21 protein-coding genes are annotated in these 16,013 nt (G+C 64.6%); 9 read left to right on the plus strand and 12 right to left on the minus strand.

Translation table 11 applies throughout. The features are described 5' to 3' along the window. Positions 1-199: 199 nt before the first annotated feature. From AC1C2Q_RS05250 to AC1C2Q_RS05265, 4 genes are read left to right on the plus strand one after another with little or no spacing between them, the layout of a single operon-like run. Positions 200-1,339, plus strand: coding sequence for an ABC transporter substrate-binding protein (locus tag AC1C2Q_RS05250; RefSeq protein WP_495449264.1), 1,140 nt, complete (start codon positions 200-202; stop codon positions 1,337-1,339). Then, positions 1,336-2,262 (plus strand): ABC transporter permease, encoded by a 927-nt coding sequence (locus AC1C2Q_RS05255; protein WP_495449265.1) that lies wholly within the window; start codon positions 1,336-1,338, stop codon positions 2,260-2,262. Before AC1C2Q_RS05250 ends, AC1C2Q_RS05255 begins: the two co-directional genes overlap by 4 nt. Then, a complete protein-coding gene (locus AC1C2Q_RS05260) occupies positions 2,259-3,053 on the plus strand; it encodes an ABC transporter permease (protein WP_495449266.1) in 795 nt (264 codons plus the stop codon). Before AC1C2Q_RS05255 ends, AC1C2Q_RS05260 begins: the two co-directional genes overlap by 4 nt. Further along, positions 3,050-4,129 (plus strand): ABC transporter ATP-binding protein, encoded by a 1,080-nt coding sequence (locus AC1C2Q_RS05265; RefSeq protein WP_495449267.1) that lies wholly within the window; start codon positions 3,050-3,052, stop codon positions 4,127-4,129. The genes AC1C2Q_RS05260 and AC1C2Q_RS05265 overlap by 4 nt, the downstream gene beginning before the upstream one ends. A gap of 68 nt (positions 4,130-4,197) precedes the next feature. On the opposite strand, the gene AC1C2Q_RS05270 is transcribed toward AC1C2Q_RS05265, so the two are convergent. The 9 genes from AC1C2Q_RS05270 to AC1C2Q_RS05310 all read right to left on the minus strand — a co-directional run bounded on the left by AC1C2Q_RS05270 (position 4,198) and on the right by AC1C2Q_RS05310 (position 9,166). Next, positions 4,198-4,953, minus strand: a complete 756-nt coding sequence (locus tag AC1C2Q_RS05270; protein ID WP_495429991.1) for an amino acid ABC transporter ATP-binding protein — start codon at positions 4,951-4,953, stop codon at positions 4,198-4,200. After that, entirely contained in the window at positions 4,950-5,735 is a 786-nt protein-coding gene (locus tag AC1C2Q_RS05275; protein WP_495449268.1) for an amino acid ABC transporter permease, read from the minus strand. The genes AC1C2Q_RS05270 and AC1C2Q_RS05275 overlap by 4 nt, the downstream gene beginning before the upstream one ends. A 24-nt stretch (positions 5,736-5,759) precedes the next feature. Next, positions 5,760-6,584 carry a transporter substrate-binding domain-containing protein gene (locus AC1C2Q_RS05280; RefSeq protein ID WP_495429993.1) on the minus strand — a complete coding sequence of 275 codons (825 nt, stop codon included), beginning with the start codon at positions 6,582-6,584 and terminating at the stop codon, positions 5,760-5,762. Positions 6,585-6,721: 137 nt separating this feature from the next. Beyond that, the gene (locus AC1C2Q_RS05285) at positions 6,722-7,024 is read right to left on the minus strand and encodes a Dabb family protein (RefSeq protein ID WP_495449269.1); all 303 of its coding nucleotides are present in this window, start codon (positions 7,022-7,024) and stop codon (positions 6,722-6,724) included. Next, the gene (locus AC1C2Q_RS05290; protein WP_495429995.1) at positions 7,021-7,278 is read right to left on the minus strand and encodes a glutaredoxin family protein; all 258 of its coding nucleotides are present in this window, start codon (positions 7,276-7,278) and stop codon (positions 7,021-7,023) included. The genes AC1C2Q_RS05285 and AC1C2Q_RS05290 overlap by 4 nt, the downstream gene beginning before the upstream one ends. Then, positions 7,275-7,577, minus strand: coding sequence for a rhodanese-like domain-containing protein (locus tag AC1C2Q_RS05295; RefSeq protein ID WP_495429996.1), 303 nt, complete (start codon positions 7,575-7,577; stop codon positions 7,275-7,277). Before AC1C2Q_RS05295 ends, AC1C2Q_RS05290 begins: the two co-directional genes overlap by 4 nt. Before the next feature lie 143 nt (positions 7,578-7,720). Beyond that, the gene (locus tag AC1C2Q_RS05300) at positions 7,721-7,819 is read right to left on the minus strand and encodes a 30S ribosomal protein bS22 (protein WP_003792170.1); all 99 of its coding nucleotides are present in this window, start codon (positions 7,817-7,819) and stop codon (positions 7,721-7,723) included. Positions 7,820-7,956: 137 nt separating this feature from the next. After that, positions 7,957-8,148 (minus strand): helix-turn-helix domain-containing protein, encoded by a 192-nt coding sequence (locus AC1C2Q_RS05305; RefSeq protein ID WP_495429997.1) that lies wholly within the window; start codon positions 8,146-8,148, stop codon positions 7,957-7,959. Between the two features lie 94 nt (positions 8,149-8,242). Further along, entirely contained in the window at positions 8,243-9,166 is a 924-nt protein-coding gene (locus AC1C2Q_RS05310) for a TetR/AcrR family transcriptional regulator (RefSeq protein WP_495429998.1), read from the minus strand. 102 nt (positions 9,167-9,268) lie between these two features. Between AC1C2Q_RS05310 and AC1C2Q_RS05315 the strand changes: the two genes are divergently transcribed. Both AC1C2Q_RS05315 and AC1C2Q_RS05320 read left to right on the plus strand, forming a co-directional pair. Then, complete coding sequence (locus tag AC1C2Q_RS05315) at positions 9,269-10,171, plus strand: ATP-binding cassette domain-containing protein (RefSeq protein ID WP_495449270.1); 903 nt, start codon at positions 9,269-9,271, stop codon at positions 10,169-10,171. Further along, positions 10,168-10,983, plus strand: coding sequence for an ABC transporter permease (locus tag AC1C2Q_RS05320; protein WP_495430000.1), 816 nt, complete (start codon positions 10,168-10,170; stop codon positions 10,981-10,983). The genes AC1C2Q_RS05315 and AC1C2Q_RS05320 overlap by 4 nt, the downstream gene beginning before the upstream one ends. A gap of 36 nt (positions 10,984-11,019) precedes the next feature. Here the strand turns inward: AC1C2Q_RS05320 and AC1C2Q_RS05325 are convergent, their stop codons facing one another. Beyond that, entirely contained in the window at positions 11,020-11,436 is a 417-nt protein-coding gene (locus AC1C2Q_RS05325; protein WP_495430001.1) for an ArsR/SmtB family transcription factor, read from the minus strand. 97 nt (positions 11,437-11,533) lie between these two features. On the opposite strand from AC1C2Q_RS05325, the gene AC1C2Q_RS05330 reads away from it, so the two are divergent. Beyond that, positions 11,534-12,964 (plus strand): TrkH family potassium uptake protein, encoded by a 1,431-nt coding sequence (locus AC1C2Q_RS05330; protein ID WP_495449271.1) that lies wholly within the window; start codon positions 11,534-11,536, stop codon positions 12,962-12,964. After that, on the plus strand, positions 12,957-13,628 hold the full coding sequence (locus AC1C2Q_RS05335; RefSeq protein WP_495430003.1) for a potassium channel family protein: 672 nt from the start codon (positions 12,957-12,959) through the stop codon (positions 13,626-13,628). Before AC1C2Q_RS05330 ends, AC1C2Q_RS05335 begins: the two co-directional genes overlap by 8 nt. 9 nt (positions 13,629-13,637) lie before the next feature. Here the strand turns inward: AC1C2Q_RS05335 and proC are convergent, their stop codons facing one another. Next, on the minus strand, positions 13,638-14,477 hold the full coding sequence (gene proC / locus AC1C2Q_RS05340) for a pyrroline-5-carboxylate reductase (protein WP_495449272.1): 840 nt from the start codon (positions 14,475-14,477) through the stop codon (positions 13,638-13,640). Positions 14,478-14,555: 78 nt separating this feature from the next. Here proC and AC1C2Q_RS05345 point away from each other — a divergent pair, with 78 nt between their 5' ends. Then, positions 14,556-15,527 (plus strand): cation diffusion facilitator family transporter, encoded by a 972-nt coding sequence (locus AC1C2Q_RS05345; protein WP_495449273.1) that lies wholly within the window; start codon positions 14,556-14,558, stop codon positions 15,525-15,527. Between the two features lie 22 nt (positions 15,528-15,549). On the opposite strand, the gene tadA is transcribed toward AC1C2Q_RS05345, so the two are convergent. Continuing rightward, positions 15,550-16,005, minus strand: a complete 456-nt coding sequence (gene tadA, locus AC1C2Q_RS05350) for a tRNA adenosine(34) deaminase TadA (protein WP_495449274.1) — start codon at positions 16,003-16,005, stop codon at positions 15,550-15,552. Between the last annotated feature and the right edge of the window lie 8 nt (positions 16,006-16,013).

The following is a 16,013-nucleotide window of genomic DNA, read 5'->3' on the forward strand; positions in this document are numbered from 1 at the left end:
CGTATTGACGTCAATACGACGGGGGCTCGGCGCGTAGACGGGGGCTCGACGACTGCTGCCCGCACCCGCCACATCCGTCCGCCACAGAACAGACACCTTGCGTTCACCAGGGCCGCGCCCGCCAGTCATTCCCATCCAATAGTTTCCTCTCGCAACCCGATTTCGGCCTACCCGTGGCCGGATACCGAGAGGACACCTCATGGCATTCTTCCCCCGCCGCACGCGACTCGTCGCCGGCATCGCCTTGGCCGCGACCGCGGCCCTAGCACTCACCTCCTGCGCTGCCGACACTGCTACCGGAGGCGGCACCGATTCCGGAGCGGATGCGGCGACCGCAACCTCGCTCGCGGACTTCGGCTCGTTCGAAGACCTTGAGACCGCAGCCAAGGCCGAGGGCCAGCTGAACGTCATCGCCCTCCCCCGCGACTGGGCCAACTACGGCGAGATCCTCGACCTGTTCGCCGAGCGCTACCCCGAGATCACCATCAACGAGCAGTCCCCCGACGTCTCCAGCGCGGACGAGATTACCGCCGCCGAGACCAACCAGGGCCTCGACACCGCCCCCGATGTCTTCGACCTGGGCCTCGCCGTCGCACTCGAGCACACCGATGTGTTTGCCCCGTACCAGGTGCAGACCTGGGACGAGATCCCTGACGCATTGAAGGAGTCGACCGGCCTGTTCGTCGGCGACTACGGCGGATACATGTCCGTCGGCGTCGACACGTCGAAGTTCCCGGCACCCGCCGACCTCGCAGACCTCCTCGGCGCGGACTACAAGGGCGCCGTCGCGATCAACGGCGACCCGACCCAGGCCGGTGCCGCCTTCGCCGCGGTCGGCCTGGCCGCAATTCAGTCCGACGGCACGCTGGATGACTTCCAGCCTGGCATCGACTTCTTCGGCGAGCTGCAGGGGGCCGGCAACTTCCTCAAGGTGGATGCCACCACCGCGACCGTCGCCAGCGGCGAGACGCCCATCGTCTTCGACTGGGACTACCTGAACGCCTCGCACACGACCGACAACCCGGACTGGGAGGTCGTTGTCTTCGACGGCATCGGCTACGCCGGCTACTACAACCAGGCGATCAACAAGGATGCCCCGAACCCGGCAGCGGCACGCCTGTGGCAGGAGTTCCTCTACAGCGACGACGCGCAGAACCTCTACTTGAAGGGCGGCGCACGTCCGGCCCGCATGGAGGCCATGACCGAGGCCGGCACCATCGACGCCGACCTCGCCGCAGCTCTCCCTGAGGCTCCGGAGGAGACGGTCGTGCCGACCGAGGAGCAGAGCAGCAACGCCGGCACGCTTCTCGGCGAGAAGTGGGCCGCGGCGGTCCAGTGACCTCAATCACCTTAGGGGCGGATGCCACGGCATCCGCCCCTTCCACCGCCGGGCCATCTCGCACGGCCCGGCGGTCTGGGGCATCCGCGGCGTGGCTGGGGCTCGTGCCCTTCGCCGCGTACGTGGTGCTGTTCCTCGCCGTGCCGACGGTGCTCGCGATCGGGTCCGGCTTCTTCGCAGATGACGGCACCTTCACCTGGGAAAACGTCAAAGCCCTCGCCGATCCGGTCGTGCTGAACACCTTCGCGGCATCCGCGTGGCTGTCGCTGCTCACCGCCGTCGTCGGTGCGCTGGTCGGCGCGCTCGTCTGTTATGCCCTGCTCGGCATGAATCCGCAGGGCGCGACCCGGCAGGCGGTGGATGCCGCGGCCGGCGTCCTCGCGCAGTTCGGCGGCGTCATGCTGGCGTTCGCGTTCATCGCGACCATCGGCGTCCAGGGCGTCGTGACCGCGTTTCTCAGGGATGACCTCGGCGTCGACATCTTCAAGGACGGCGTGTGGCTTTACGAGTTGCCCGGCCTGATCCTGCCCTACATCTACTTCCAGGTGCCGCTCATGGTCATCACCTTCATGCCCGCTCTCGCAGCGCTCAAGCCACAGTGGGCCGAGGCCAATCTCACACTCGGCGGCACCCGCTCAAGCTTCTGGGCGCACATCGGATTCCCGGTGCTCGCCCCGGCGTTCCTGGCGAGCCTGCTGCTGCTGTTCGCGAACGCGTTCTCCTCGTACGCCACGGCCGCGGCCCTCGCCAGTCAGGGCTCGCAGATCGTGCCGCTGCAGATCCGCGCCGCACTCACCAGCGAGACCCTGCTCGGTCGGGAGAACCTCGCTGGCGCCCTGGCGTTGGGCATGATCGTCGTGGTCGGCATCGTCATGGGCCTGTACTCGATCATCCAGCGGCGAGCCGCGAGGTGGCAGTCATGAATGGCCTCGCCCCGTCCCGCGCGACCCGATGGATCATCGGCATCATGGTCGGCGCCTTCTTCGCGATCCCGCTGGTCTCGACGTTCCTCTACACGCTGCGCGGACGCGACGGCAGCATGTCCTTCGACCGCTGGGTCGCGCTGTTCGACCCCGCGGCATCCGCTGCAATCAAGCCGATCTGGGTGGGCCTCGGAAACTCGCTCGTCCTCGCCGTCGTTACCGTGGCAATCGTGCTCCTGCTGCTGGCGCCGACGATGATCCTGGTGAATCTGCGCTTCCCGAAGGTCAAACCGTTCTTCGAATTCATTGTGCTGCTGCCAATTTCGATCCCGGCGATCGTGCTCGTGGTCGGTCTCGCTCCGATCTACCTGCAGATCGGTCGCACGCTAGGCACGGGCACCTGGACGCTCGCCTTCGCCTACGGCATCATCGTGCTGCCGTTCGCGTACCGCTCGATCCAGGCATCCATCGACGCCGCCGACCTGCGCACCCTCGCCGAGGCTGCCCGATCGCTCGGTGCGAGCTGGCCGGTCGTCGTGCTCAAGGTGCTCGCGCCGAACATCCGTCAGGGGCTGCTTGCCGGCTCCCTCATCTCCATCGCTGTCGTGCTCGGCGAGTTCACGATCGCCTCGCTCCTGAACAGGCAGGTCTTCCAGACCGCGCTGGTCGTCATCAACAAGCAGGACGCCTACGCCCCAGCGATCTTCACACTGCTGGCGCTGCTGTTCTGCTTCCTGCTGCTGCTCATCATCGGCCGCGTCGCCCGCGGCAACAGAAAGGCCAACCCGTGACTGCTCTGCCCGCCACCGCCGACAATCTCCTGCTCGCCGAAGCCGGCGAGGGCACGCGCGTGCAGTTCCAGGGCGTCGAGAAGAGCTACGGCACGAATCGGGTGCTGCACGGCGTCGACCTCGACATCGCCCCCGGGGAGTTCGTCTCGCTGCTGGGCCCGTCCGGCTGCGGTAAGACGACGGCGCTGCGAGTGCTCGCCGGACTCGAGCGCGCCGACGGCGGCGCCGTGCTCCTCGGCGGCCAAGACGTCTCGCGCGTGCCGACGAACAAGCGCGACATCGGCATGGTGTTCCAGTCGTACTCGCTGTTCCCCCACCTGCGCGTTGTCGACAACACCGCGTTCGGTCTGCGGCGTCGCGGCGTCGGCAAGGCGAAGGCCGGCACGCGGGCGATGGATGCCCTCGCACTGGTCGGATTGGAAGCGTTTGCCGATCGGTTCCCGCACCAGCTGTCCGGTGGGCAGCAGCAGCGCGTGGCCCTCGCCCGCGCCCTTGTCACCGAACCGCGTGTGCTGCTGCTCGACGAGCCGCTCTCGGCGCTCGACGCTAAAGTGCGCGTGCAGCTACGCGACGAGATCCGTCGCATCCAGCTGCGCCTGGGCATCACTACGGTCTTCGTTACGCACGATCAGGAGGAGGCGCTGGCCGTCTCTGACCGCATCGCGGTGATGGATGCCGGACGCATCGACCAGATCGACACCCCGGAAGAGCTGTATCTGCGGCCCGCCACCGCACACGTCGCTGCCTTCGTCGGTCTCTCCAGCATCGTCTCGGGCACAGCCGCGGGTGGCCGTGTGACGGTCTGGGGCCGAGACCTGCCGACCAACTCGCCTGCCGAGGGCGAGGTCGAGGTGCATCTCCGCCCGGAGAACCTGCGTTTCGCGGGCGAAGCGGATGCCGCGACCAGCGGCATCGTCGAGGAAAGCACCTTCCTCGGCAGCATCCGCCGCACTCTCGTGAAGACCGATTCCGGCGAGCTGGTGCGCGTGCAACACGACGCGCAGTTCCACCCCGCGTTCGGCGACCGCGTACACCTCGCTGTCGAGCCCGTTCCGGTAGCCGTGCGACCCAAGTAGCGGATCCCTCGAGACGCTGAAGTCGAAGACCGACACCGGCGCCGGCGGAAGTGCCGCGCGGAGAGACGTTAAAGCACGCGCGACAGGAAGTCTTGGGTACGTGGATGCTGGGGATTCGCGAGCACCTCGCGCGGGTCGCCCTCTTCTACGATCGCTCCGCCATCCATGAAGATCAGGCGTGAACCCACTTCACGGGCAAAGCCCATCTCGTGTGTGACGACGAGCATCGTCATGCCCTCGTCCGCCAACGAGCGCATCACCTGCAGCACCTCGCCGACGAGCTCAGGATCAAGCGCTGAGGTCGGCTCGTCGAACAGCATCATGTCGGGGTTCATGCACAGCGCCCGTGCGATCGCCACGCGCTGCTGCTGACCGCCGGAAAGATGTCCCGGATACTCATCGGCCTTCTCGGCGAGACCGACGCGATCGAGCATCTCGTGAGCGACCTTTTCGGCATCCGCCTTGGAACGCTTGAGCACGCGGCGCTGCGCGAGTGTGAGGTTGCCCAGCACGTTAAGGTGCGGAAACAGATTGAAGCTCTGGAACACCATCCCGATGCGGGTGCGCACGCGGTCGATGTCGATATCAGGATCGATGACGTCGATACCCTCGATGAGAATCTTGCCGGCGGTGGGTTCCTCTAACAGGTTCACCGATCGCAATAGCGTCGACTTGCCCGATCCGGAGGGCCCGATCACACAGACCACCTCGCCGGGGGTCACCGTGAGGTCGATACCTTTGAGAACCTCGTTGTCGCCGAAGCTCTTTCGCAGCCCGCGGACCTCGATGGCCGGGGCGTTGATGTCGATCATGTCGGTGCTCATCGCTGCTTCGCCATCTTTCGTTCCAGCCACGCAACCGCCCGTGTGAGCGGAATCGTCACCACCAGGTAGAGCAGCGCCGCCATGATCAGCGGCGTCGAGTTCGCGTCCATCGACTGAGCGTCGCGGGCGAAGGTGGTGAGCTCCTTCGTCGCGATCGTTGATCCGACGACAAACAGGAGTGATGTGTCCTTCAGCAGCAACACGAACTCGTTGGTCATCGGCGGAATGATGATGCGGAATCCCTGCGGGAGCACGATCCAGAACATGGTCTTCATCGGCGACATCCCGAGAGACCGAGCGGCCTCGGTCTGCCCCTTTGGCACTGCCTGGATCCCCGATCGCACGACTTCTGCGATGTAGGCGGATGACACCATGATGAGGCCGAGAAGGCCCGAGACGATGGCCCCGCCAGGCATCTTGAACCCAAGCCCGATCGGAAGACCGTAGGCGATAATGAACAGGGTCAGGATGGCTGGCATGCCCCGGAACAGCTCGATCCACGCGGTGGCGAACCACCGGTACGGCCCGACGCTGGACAGTTTCATGATCGCGAACAGAATGCCGAGGATCGCCCCACCCACGAACGCGATCAGCGTGAACAGCACTGTGTTTCGCAGCGCGATCACGATGATGTTGGGGAACTGCTTGATCGCCACTTCGACGTTGAAGAAGACCGTCGTGATCTTCACCCAATCGGTGGCGATCGCCACCCACACGACAATGGCGATGAAGATCGCATACATCGTGACCCGGTATAGCTTCTTCCGGGTTGTACGTCTCATCGCCATCGCCCGCAACCGCCCCTACTACTTCGCCGAGAAGTAGGAGTCGTAGATCGTCTGGTAGGTGCCGTCATCGCGCAGCTCCTGCAGCGCCGTGTTGACCGCTTCGATCAGCGTGCCGCGCTCGCCCTTCGCGAAGGCCCAACCATAGGCCTCATCCGTGTCGTACTCCTCGACGATCGTGTACGTCGAATCGGCCTTCTCGTGCTCGATGTTCACCGGCTGGTCCTGCAGGATCGCGTCGATATTTCCTGCCTGCAATGCCGGCCACAACTCACCGTCCGACGGGTACGAGACAACCTCGGCACCAGTGGCGTTCTCGTTCGTGTATGCCTCGCCGGTGGTGCCCTGCTGGACACCGACGGTCTTGCCGTCGAGGTCCTCGATCGACTCGATGCCGGAATCGGCGCGCACCAGCAACGACTGCAGCGAGTCGTAGTACGAGTCGGCGAAGTCGATGTTCGCCTTGCGCTCGTCAGTGATGGTCATCGCCGATGCGCCGACATCGCACTGGCCTGCGGCAAGGGTTGTACCCGACTGCAGCGCGTCGAAACCGACGTCCTGCACCGCGAGCGTCAGATCGAGCTTCTCCGCGACGGCACCGAGCAGATCGATGTCGAAGCCCGAGTAGCCGGTCTCCGTGCTGGGATCCTCGAACTCAAAGGGAGCGTACGGGATGTCGGAGCAGACCGTAAGAACGCCGGCTTCGATGAGGCCGTAGTCGTCGCCGCCGGTTGTGGGCGTGGCGCCCTCTCCGCCCGCATCGCTTCCACCAGCGCAGCCGGCAAGAGTTAGTGTGGCGGTCGCTACGAGAGCAAGACCGAAGATGAGATTACGGCGACGGGGCATGACCGCTCCAAGGTGACGGGGCGGCTAAGCCCACGGACGGGTATGCAGATCATCCTGACACGGGGCGACACATACTCACCCACTCATAGGGTTACGTTTGCGTTTCACTCATGCGAGCCCTGCCGGATGCCGCGGCTTCAGACCTCGAAGTCGACGGCCACGCGCGAGGCGACGACTGAGCGAATGTACACCGCAGCATCCTCATGAGCCGGGTGCACCACATACTGCTCGAGCGTCTCGACCGAGGCGAAGTCGGCGACCAGCGTGACGTCCCAGTTCGCATCCGGGTACACCGCGTTCGCACCCGCCGAGATGGAGAGCAACTGGGGCACGACGCCGTCCAGCGCGTTCAGACGCCGAGCGACCTCGGCAGCCTGCTCGCCGCGCTCCGCAGCATCCTCGCTCTTGAGCTTCCAGGTGACCACGTGGCGAATCGTCATTTCTGCTCCAGTCTCTGGCGCAGCCGGTCGGGGGAAACCCGCCAGTGCGCGTGCAGTTCCTCGTCGATGAGCACGACAGGAATCTTCTCCCACCAAAGTTCATACAGGGCAGGATCGTCTTCGATCGACCGTTCGACGATCTCGATGTCGTCGCCGATCTCATCAGGCAGCTCAGCCACCACGGTCTCCACGATCTCCAGCGCCGTGGGGCACAGGTGACAGCCCGGCTTGCCGATGATCGTGATCGTCGTCACGCGGCAGGAACCTCGACCGGGTGACCGGCGGCGATCCATTCACCGGTGCCGCCTTCGACGTTGGTCGCGTCATAGCCGCGTGGCTCGAGCGCCTGAACGACACGTGCGGAGCGCCCGCCGGCCTGGCAGATGACGTCGAAGGCCTCGGCCGGAAGCTCTTCGAGTCGGTCTGCGATCTCAGACATCGGAATGTTCACCGCACCGGGAACATGCCCTGCCGCGAACTCGTCCTTCTCGCGCACATCGATGAGCGGGGTGTTCTCGCGCGCGGCGAGGTCTGCGATGTTTATCGACTTCATGAGATCCTCACGGTCGTGTCTCTGAGATAAAACGGCGGCTGATTTTAAACGGCGACACAGCTTTTAAATGGCGACACAGACACGAAGCGCCCCTTCGACAAGCTCTGTGAGCAGGCCGGGGGCGCTTGTGTCTTTTGCCGCGCTTACTTCTTGTTGCGGCGCTGGTGGCGAGTCTTACGAAGCAGCTTGCGATGCTTCTTCTTCGCCATGCGCTTGCGGCGCTTCTTGATGACAGAACCCACGGAAACCTCACTAAGTCAAGGGGCTGGGCGTCGCAGTATGTCGGACACCCGGGTACGGGCACGGAAAATGCCTCGGATCATTCTATCAAACCACGGCCGGTGCAAAGTGCACGACCATGGCGAACGAGCCGAGACGGTCAGCCGACCTCTGAGATCGGCCGTTGGAGGACGTCGGCAACTGCCGACTCTGGCACGCGGTAACTGCGTCCGAAACGAATCGCCGGCAGCTCACCGGAGTGCACCAGTCGATAGACGGTCATTTTCGACACACGCATGATCTCTGCGACCTCTGCGACCGTCAGGAATCGAACATCTGGAACTTCGGGCATCCCCATTACCCCTTTCTCTGAAGCACACTCTAGAGGGAAGGTGGGACGCGTGTAAACCTGCGGGGCGATTGTGGCCTGTGTGAATAGGGCACGGTCAGCGCCCCCGCGCGAGGCGCTCGCGTGCATCCTTCAGCACTTGCCGCTCGATCTTGCGGGCGTCACGCAGAGCCTTCTCTGCCACTCGCACGGCTTTTCGCGCCTCGCGAACCTTCTTATCCACGGCGAGTTCAGGAGGCTCGATCTCGACCCACTGATCGGTGATCACGCGCTGATCCCCGCGGTCAAGACCTGCGATGTACGCTTCGATGCCGTCGAAGCTGCGCTCGATGCCGAAGCGGAACGGATCATCTTCCGCCAGGAAGACACCTGCATCGATCGCCCTTCGCAGCGCGGGGTATTCATCGGCAGTGATGACACGATCGAACATCTCTGCCTCGTACACCGCGATCTGCTCAGACGACATCCCCGTCGAGCGTTCCTGCTGCGTGTACCCGGCAAGCACGATGCCATACCAGCGGGCAGCTCCCGTCACCGTGAGCACGACCGCGAGACGCTCGATGTCAGTGAGGGGCGTGCCTTCGAGGCTCGCCAGCCCTGCATCCATCCACGCAGAGCTGTTCGGGGTGATCGGCGACCCTGTGATCGGAAGCGACAGCATCCAGGGATGGGCGAGATAGTGCAACACCTGCGCCTCGAACAACGCGCGCAGCTTCGCGCGCCATCCCTCCTGCTCACGATGCTCCTCCGGCGGCAGCCCGGTCGCTTCCTCCTGCATGAGCAGCAGCAGATCGTCCTTCGCTGTGACGTAGCGATACAACGACATCGGGGTGAACCCGAGCGACGCAGCGACAGCAGCCATCGACACCGCGCCAAGCCCTTCCGCATCGGCCAGTTCGACAGCTGCGGCGACGATCTTCTCGACGCTCATCTCACGCTTCGGCCCGCGCTGCGGATTGGCAGCCACTCCCCAGGCGAGGGCGATCCCTCTCGGGAGCTCTGGCAGTTCGATGTCACTCATGTCGCCAATCCTAGTTCTGTTTATTTAGTAAACAGTGTGTTACGGTCATACACAGTTGTTAATGCCATACACAGTTTGCGTCCTACACAGAAAGATCTGCTCATGACCACACCAGCCATTGATGTCCGAGGGCTCCGCAAGAGCTTCGGCGCTCAGACCGTTCTCGACGGCCTCGATCTCACCGTCGCGCGCGGCGAGGTGTTCGCTCTGCTCGGCCCGAACGGCGCGGGCAAGACCACCGCCATCAATATCCTCACGACGCTCGTCAAGGCGGATGCCGGCACCGCGAGCGTCGGCGGATTCGACGTGGCATCCGAGCCCACGCAGGTGCAACGACGAATCAGTCTCACCGGCCAGTCCGCCGCGGTGGACGACGTGCTCACTGCCTTTGAGAACGTCGTGATGTTCGGTCGTCTGTGCGGTCTAGGACGCACGGCGGCCCACCGACGCGCGACGGAGTTGCTCACTCATTTCGCCCTCCTGGATGCCGCGACCCGCAAAGTCAGCACCTTCTCCGGAGGCATGCGCCGCAGGCTCGACCTGGCGCTGAGCTTCGTCGTGACGCCGGAGGTGCTCTTCCTCGACGAACCGACCACGGGTCTCGACACTCGCAGCCGCCGCGACCTCTGGGACATCATTCGCTCCCTCGCCGCGGCCGGAACCACGGTGTTCATCACCACGCAGTATCTCGAGGAGGCCGACCAGCTCGCCGACCGTATCGCGGTGCTGCACGAGGGACGCATCGCCGCGCTCGGCACCGCTGCAGCGTTGAAAGCTCGCATCGGCGGCGACACCGTCGAACTCCACGACGAGCATGGCGAACTGCTCCGAGAGATCGCCACTGACGGCACCGTCTCCGATCTGCGGCGAGCGCTCGATCTACTCGACCAGCAGGGCACAGACGGGGTCGTGACGCTGCGCCGCCCGACGCTGGACGACGTGTTTCTCGCCGTCACGAGCGCCGATAAGTCCACCGACAGGACCCCCGTGAAGGAGATCGCATGACCACCGCACTCGCCGCTACCGCGGCATCCGCTCCCCCGTCCGTCCGCCCGCCATTGCGAGGTATCTCCGCGGAGCGTGTCTTCGTGGGCAGGAGCCTTCGGCACTCATTGCGCGACGGCGAATCTCTACTGATGGGGATCATGCTGCCGGTGATGCTCATGCTGATGTTCACCTGGATCTTCGGCGGGGCCATCGATTCCTCAGGCGACTATGTCGACTATGTCGTGCCGGGCATCATCATCCTGTGCGCAGGATTCGGTGCCTCCTCGACGGCAGTCTCCGTCGCGAACGATATGCGCACCGGCATCATCGACCGATTCCGTACGATGCCGCTGCGCGCAGGGGCCGTCCTCACCGGACACGTGGTGGCCAGCCTGGTGCGCAACCTCGTCGCCACCGCAATCGTGATCGGGGTTGGCGCGCTTGTCGGGTTCCGCCCGAATGCGAATCTCGCCGAATGGATCGCCGCCGCGGCGCTCATCGCGCTGTACATCCTGGCGATCACCTACCTGTTCGCCGCAATCGGGCTTGCGGCAGGTTCGCCGGAGGGTGCGAACGGCTACGGCTTCGTGCTGCTGTTCCTGCCGTATCTGTCCAGCGCCTTCGTGCCGGTCGCGAGCATGCCGCAGTGGCTGCAGCCGATCGCGGCGAACCAGCCGATCACTCCAATTGTCGAGACGATCCGCGGGCTCCTGATGGGCACACCACTGAATGCCGAACCGTGGTGGGCGATCGCGTGGTGCGTCGGCATCCTTGCGGTCGCCGTGGTGTGGGGCGCGCGGCTGTTCCGCCGGAAGGCCGGTCAGCGCTGAAACAGCGCGGTATTCGGGACCTGGGCTGCGTGCGGCTCAGGTTCCGAGGCGCTTGAGCGCCGTGGTGACGACATGCTTTGCGGATGCCGCGGCGCGGCCGAAGACCTCGGCGGCGTGCGCGGCACCATCGGGAAGCGGAACGAGAGAGAAATCGATGTCTGGTGCGTCGTCGCCGAAGGCGTCGACGAGGAAGGGCACGAGCCAATCGTCAACGACCTCGAGCGGCCCCACATCGATGCTGTAGAAGCGACGCTGCCCGTCTTCGCGCACGCTCACCAGTTCTGCTTCGCGCAGAACTTTGAGGTGCTTCGACACCGTCGGCTGGCTGATTCCGAGTTCGCTGACGATGTGCGAGACGCTGATGCCGGCGTCTTCCTCAGATGACCGGCGCAGGAGGAGCTGAAGAATATCGCGCCTGGTGCCGTCTGCGATCACGTCGAAGATGTCGGTCATGAGATCAGGTTAGTCGCCCCGGTCGCGGAGTACCATGTCGATGACTTGTCGAACGATCCTCGACGGGTATCTCAGAAGAAGCTCAGGGAGGGTCTCGATGTCCAGCATTGGACTGTCGTCGTCGTCGCGCACGCGTGCGGGCGATCTCTGGCACTTCATTCGCCGGCTCATCACCTCGTCACCGTCACGCTTTGCGATCGCCATCTTCGTCGCTCTGATCTTGCTGTTCACCGGCCTTTTCTCCCTGCCCTTCGCCTCAGCGTCCGGCACGATCACCCCGATCAGCGATGCGCTGTTCACCGCCGTGTCGACGATCTGCGTCACCGGCCTTGCCACCGTCGACATGGCAACACACTGGTCACCGTTCGGACATGTGCTGATCTTCCTCGGCGTGAACATCGGCGGCATGGGCGTGTTGACCCTGGCATCACTGTTGGGACTTGTGATCTCGAAGAGGCTCGGGCTGCGCGCCAAGCTCATGGCGGCCGGAGACACCAACCCGCTGCGCGCTCATGGAGGCGTGGTCAACGAGGGTCAGACGGTGAGGCTCGGCGAGGTCGGGCAGTTGTTGACGACCGTCGCGATGTCACTGCTGGTAATTGAGCTCGTTGTGGCGGCGCTGCTGTACCCCGGCCTGGTGATGGCAGGCATTCCCCCGCTCGCCGCCCTCTGGGAAGCCCCGTATTACGCGGCGATGTCGTTCACCAACACCGGTTTCGCGCCGAACGCCACCGGCGTGGCCGAGTTCGCCGATGACTACTTCGTTCTCACCGTGCTCATGGTGAGCGTCTTCCTCGGCAGTATCGGCTTCCCGGTGATCTACACGCTCGCCAAGCACCACTGGCACGTGAAACGCTGGTCGCTGCACTCCAAGCTCACGCTGATCACGACGGTGATCCTGTTCATCGCCGGAGCCGCAGTCTTCCTCATTCTCGAGTACGACAACCCACTCACATTCGGTTCGATGGACGCCGGAGACACCACGTTCCAGGCGTTCTTCCTCTCTGCGATGACCCGATCCGGAGGGTTCAGCGTCATCGAGATCGCTGATCTGAACGGCTCCTCCACGCTCGTCATGTCGATGCTCATGTTCGTCGGCGGCGGCTCGGCATCGACAGCGGGTGGTATCAAGGTCACCACTCTCGCCGTCCTTGCCATCGCCGTGTGGTCCGAGGCACGCGGACGTCAGTCGGTGGAGGCGTTCGGTCGCCGCATCCCGAGCGACGTGCAGCGCGTCGCACTCAGCGTTGTGGCGTGGGGCGCGACGATTGTCGCGCTGTCGACAATCATCATCACCCAGCTCACAAAGGCCCCGCTCGAACATGTTCTCTTCGACGTGATCTCCGCGTTCGGTACTGTCGGGCTCTCGACGGGCCTGACCGCGGAACTGCCTGATTCTGCCACCTACGTCATGGCCGTCACCATCTTCATGGGGCGCATTGGTACAGTGACTCTCGCCGCGGCAGTCGCCGCGACATCGCGTTCGCAGCTCTACTCGCTGCCCGTGGAAAGGCCGATCGTTGGTTGAAGCGCTCCGGGGAGATGCTCCCGTGCTTGTGATCGGACTCGGTCGATTCGGCGCTGCGTGCGCGGGAGAGCTCGACCGTCTCGATCGCGAGGTGCTCGCGATGGACGAGAGTCTCGAGCTCGTCCAGAAGTGGTCAGATCGAGTCACGCACACCGTGCAGGGCGATGCCCGCAACATCGATGCCCTCAAGCAGATCGGCGCGCAGGATTTCCAGGTCGCTGTCGTTGCGGTCGGCTCGCTCATCGAGGCGTCCGTGCTCATTACGGCGAATCTCGTCGACTTGAAGGTCCCGCAGATCTGGGCCAAGGCTGTTTCTCAGTCGCACGGCAAGATCCTCGCTCGCGTGGGCGCAAACCACGTCATCTACCCCGAGCGCGAGGCCGGCGAACGCGTCGCGCACCTCGTCAGCGGCCGGATGCTGGACTTCATCCGTTTCGACGACGACTTCGTGCTGGCGAAGATGTACCCGCCTAAGTTCATTCGCGGCGTCGGACTGAACGAGTCGGGCGTGCGTTCGAAGTACAAGGTCACGGTCGTCGGTGTGAAGAGCCCCGGCAAGCCATTCCGCTATGCCGAGGCCGACACCGTCGTCACGAACCATGACTTGATCATCGTCTCGGGCACCAACAGCGATATCGAGCGATTCGCCAGCCTCGACAGGTAACCGCCGCGATCAGTTCCCCGCGGCCATCTCTCTCGCGCGCGCCAGCGCAGCGTCCGTCGCCTCGGCGAAGACTTGATCGAGACGCGCGTCCTGCAGCACCGCGATCGCCCGCTCCGTGGTGCCCTTCGGGCTCGTCACTCGGCGACGCAGCTCGGCGGGGTTCTCTCCGGACGCCGCAAGCAGAGCGGCCGCGCCGATGAAGGTCTGCTCTGCCATCAGACGAGCATCCGCCTCGCTGAAGCCCTTGCCGATCGCCGCCTTCGTAAGCTCCTCGATGAGCAGGAACACGTAGGCAGGACCTGAGCCGGAGATGGTGGACAGCGCATCGATCTTGTCTTCTGATACCTCGACCACGGCCCCGACGAGTTCGAACAAGCGGCGAACGACCGCAAGATCCTCAGCCGATGCCGCAGCCCCGGCGGCAAGCCCCGTGACACCCTTGCCTACGGTGGACGGAGTGTTCGGCATCGAACGAATGACACTGACATCAGCGCCGAGGTGCTCGGCGAACGTCGCCAGAGTGACGCCGGCGGCAAGGCTCACGACGATCGCGTCGTCTCGCACAGCAGGCGCGATCTCGCGCAGCAGGTCGGGGACCATCGCCGGCTTCACTCCGACAAGAATGATGCGGGCAGCAGCCGCAGCAGCCGTATTTCCGGTCGGCTGCTCGTCTAGCGCAATCGCCGTCACGCCCTCGAGGCCTGCGAGACTCGCGGCCTTCGCGGCCGTGCGATTGGTCGCGATGATGCCACCGTCGACCTCGAGCCCAGAGGCGACGACGCCGTGCAGAATGGCGCCACCCATGGATCCAGCACCAAGGAACGCGAGAGAAGGAAGCGATTCAGCCATGCGGCCATCCTATTCGCGGCATCCGACGACGCCGAAGGTGCTCCTGCACTTCCCCACGTGCGGAACTAGAATCGCGGCATGAGTGCATCCGGTGGTGGCAAGGCGATCCTCGCGGCGTTCCTGGCGAACTTGGGCATCGCAATTGCGAAGTTCGTGGCGTGGGCGCTCTCCGGTTCTGCCTCGATGCTTGCAGAGGCGATCCACTCGGTCGCCGACTCCGGCAACCAGCTGCTGCTCATGCTCGGCGGACGCAAGGCCAAGCGCTCCGCAGACCGCGATCATCCGTTCGGGTACGGGCGCGAGCGCTATGTGTACGCCTTCGTGGTGTCGATCATCCTGTTCTCGGTCGGTGGGCTGTTCGCGATCTACGAGGGCATCGACAAGCTCACGCACCCGCACGCGCTTGATCCGGTGTGGTGGTGGCTGCCGCTCGTCGTGCTCGTCATCGCGATCGGGCTGGAGTCGTTCTCACTACGCACCGCGGTGAAAGAGAGCAACCTGGTGCGCGAGCGCGGGCAGTCCTGGGTGTCGTTCGTGCGACGCTCGAAGGCCCCTGAGCTGCCCATCGTGCTGCTGGAAGATGTCGGCGCTCTCACGGGTCTGACCTTCGCGCTTCTCGGTGTCGGACTCACCGTCATCACCGGCAACAGCGTATTTGACGCCCTCGGTACGCTCGCCATCGGTGTGCTGCTCGTGCTGATCGCGCTGGTTCTCGGCATCGAGACCAAGAGCCTGTTGGTCGGCGAGGGCGCGAACCAGGCCGATCTCGATCTGATCATGGATGCCATCGTCGGATGCCCCGACGTGGAAAAGATCATCCACCTCAAGACGCTGTACCTCGGTCCGGATGAACTCCTGGTGGCTGCGAAGATTGCGCTGACCTCGGACAAGACTGTGCGCGAAGCCGCAGACGACATCAATCACATCGAGCGGCAGATTCGGGATGCCGTTCCCGTCGCCCGCGCGATCTACATCGAGCCCGATATCTACCGTCCGGCAATCGATCCGGAGCCCCCGACCGATGCGTTCGTGCTGAAGTCTGCCGACTGACTCGCCTCGAGGCCTCGGACGGTCAGCGGCGCTGCTCGAAGAAGTCGCGTAGGAGTGCGGTCGCGGACTCCTCTGCAACTCCCCCGATGACCTCGGCGCGGTATGGCAGGCGCCGGTCGCGGAGCACGTCGTACATCGACCCCGCGGCTCCTGCCTTCTCATCCCAGGCACCGAACACCACCCGCCCGATTCGCGCCTGCAGGATCGCCCCCGCGCACATCACACACGGCTCAAGCGTGACCACGAGCGTGTGACCTTCTAGATTCCATGACCCGATGGATGCCGCGGCCTGCCGCAGCGCGACGACCTCGGCGTGTCCGGTCGGGTCGTACGTCTCCTCGCGGATGTTGCGCCCCTCGGCGATGATGCGACCGGAGCCGTCGAGCACGACCGCGCCGACGGGCACTTCCCCCGCAGCTGCAGCTTCTGCGGCGAGCGCGAGAGCTCGCAGCATCCCGTCGTCATCCGCCTTGCCCATGCTCCGAG

The sequence above is a fragment of the Microbacterium sp. Y356 genome, from assembly GCF_059445355.1.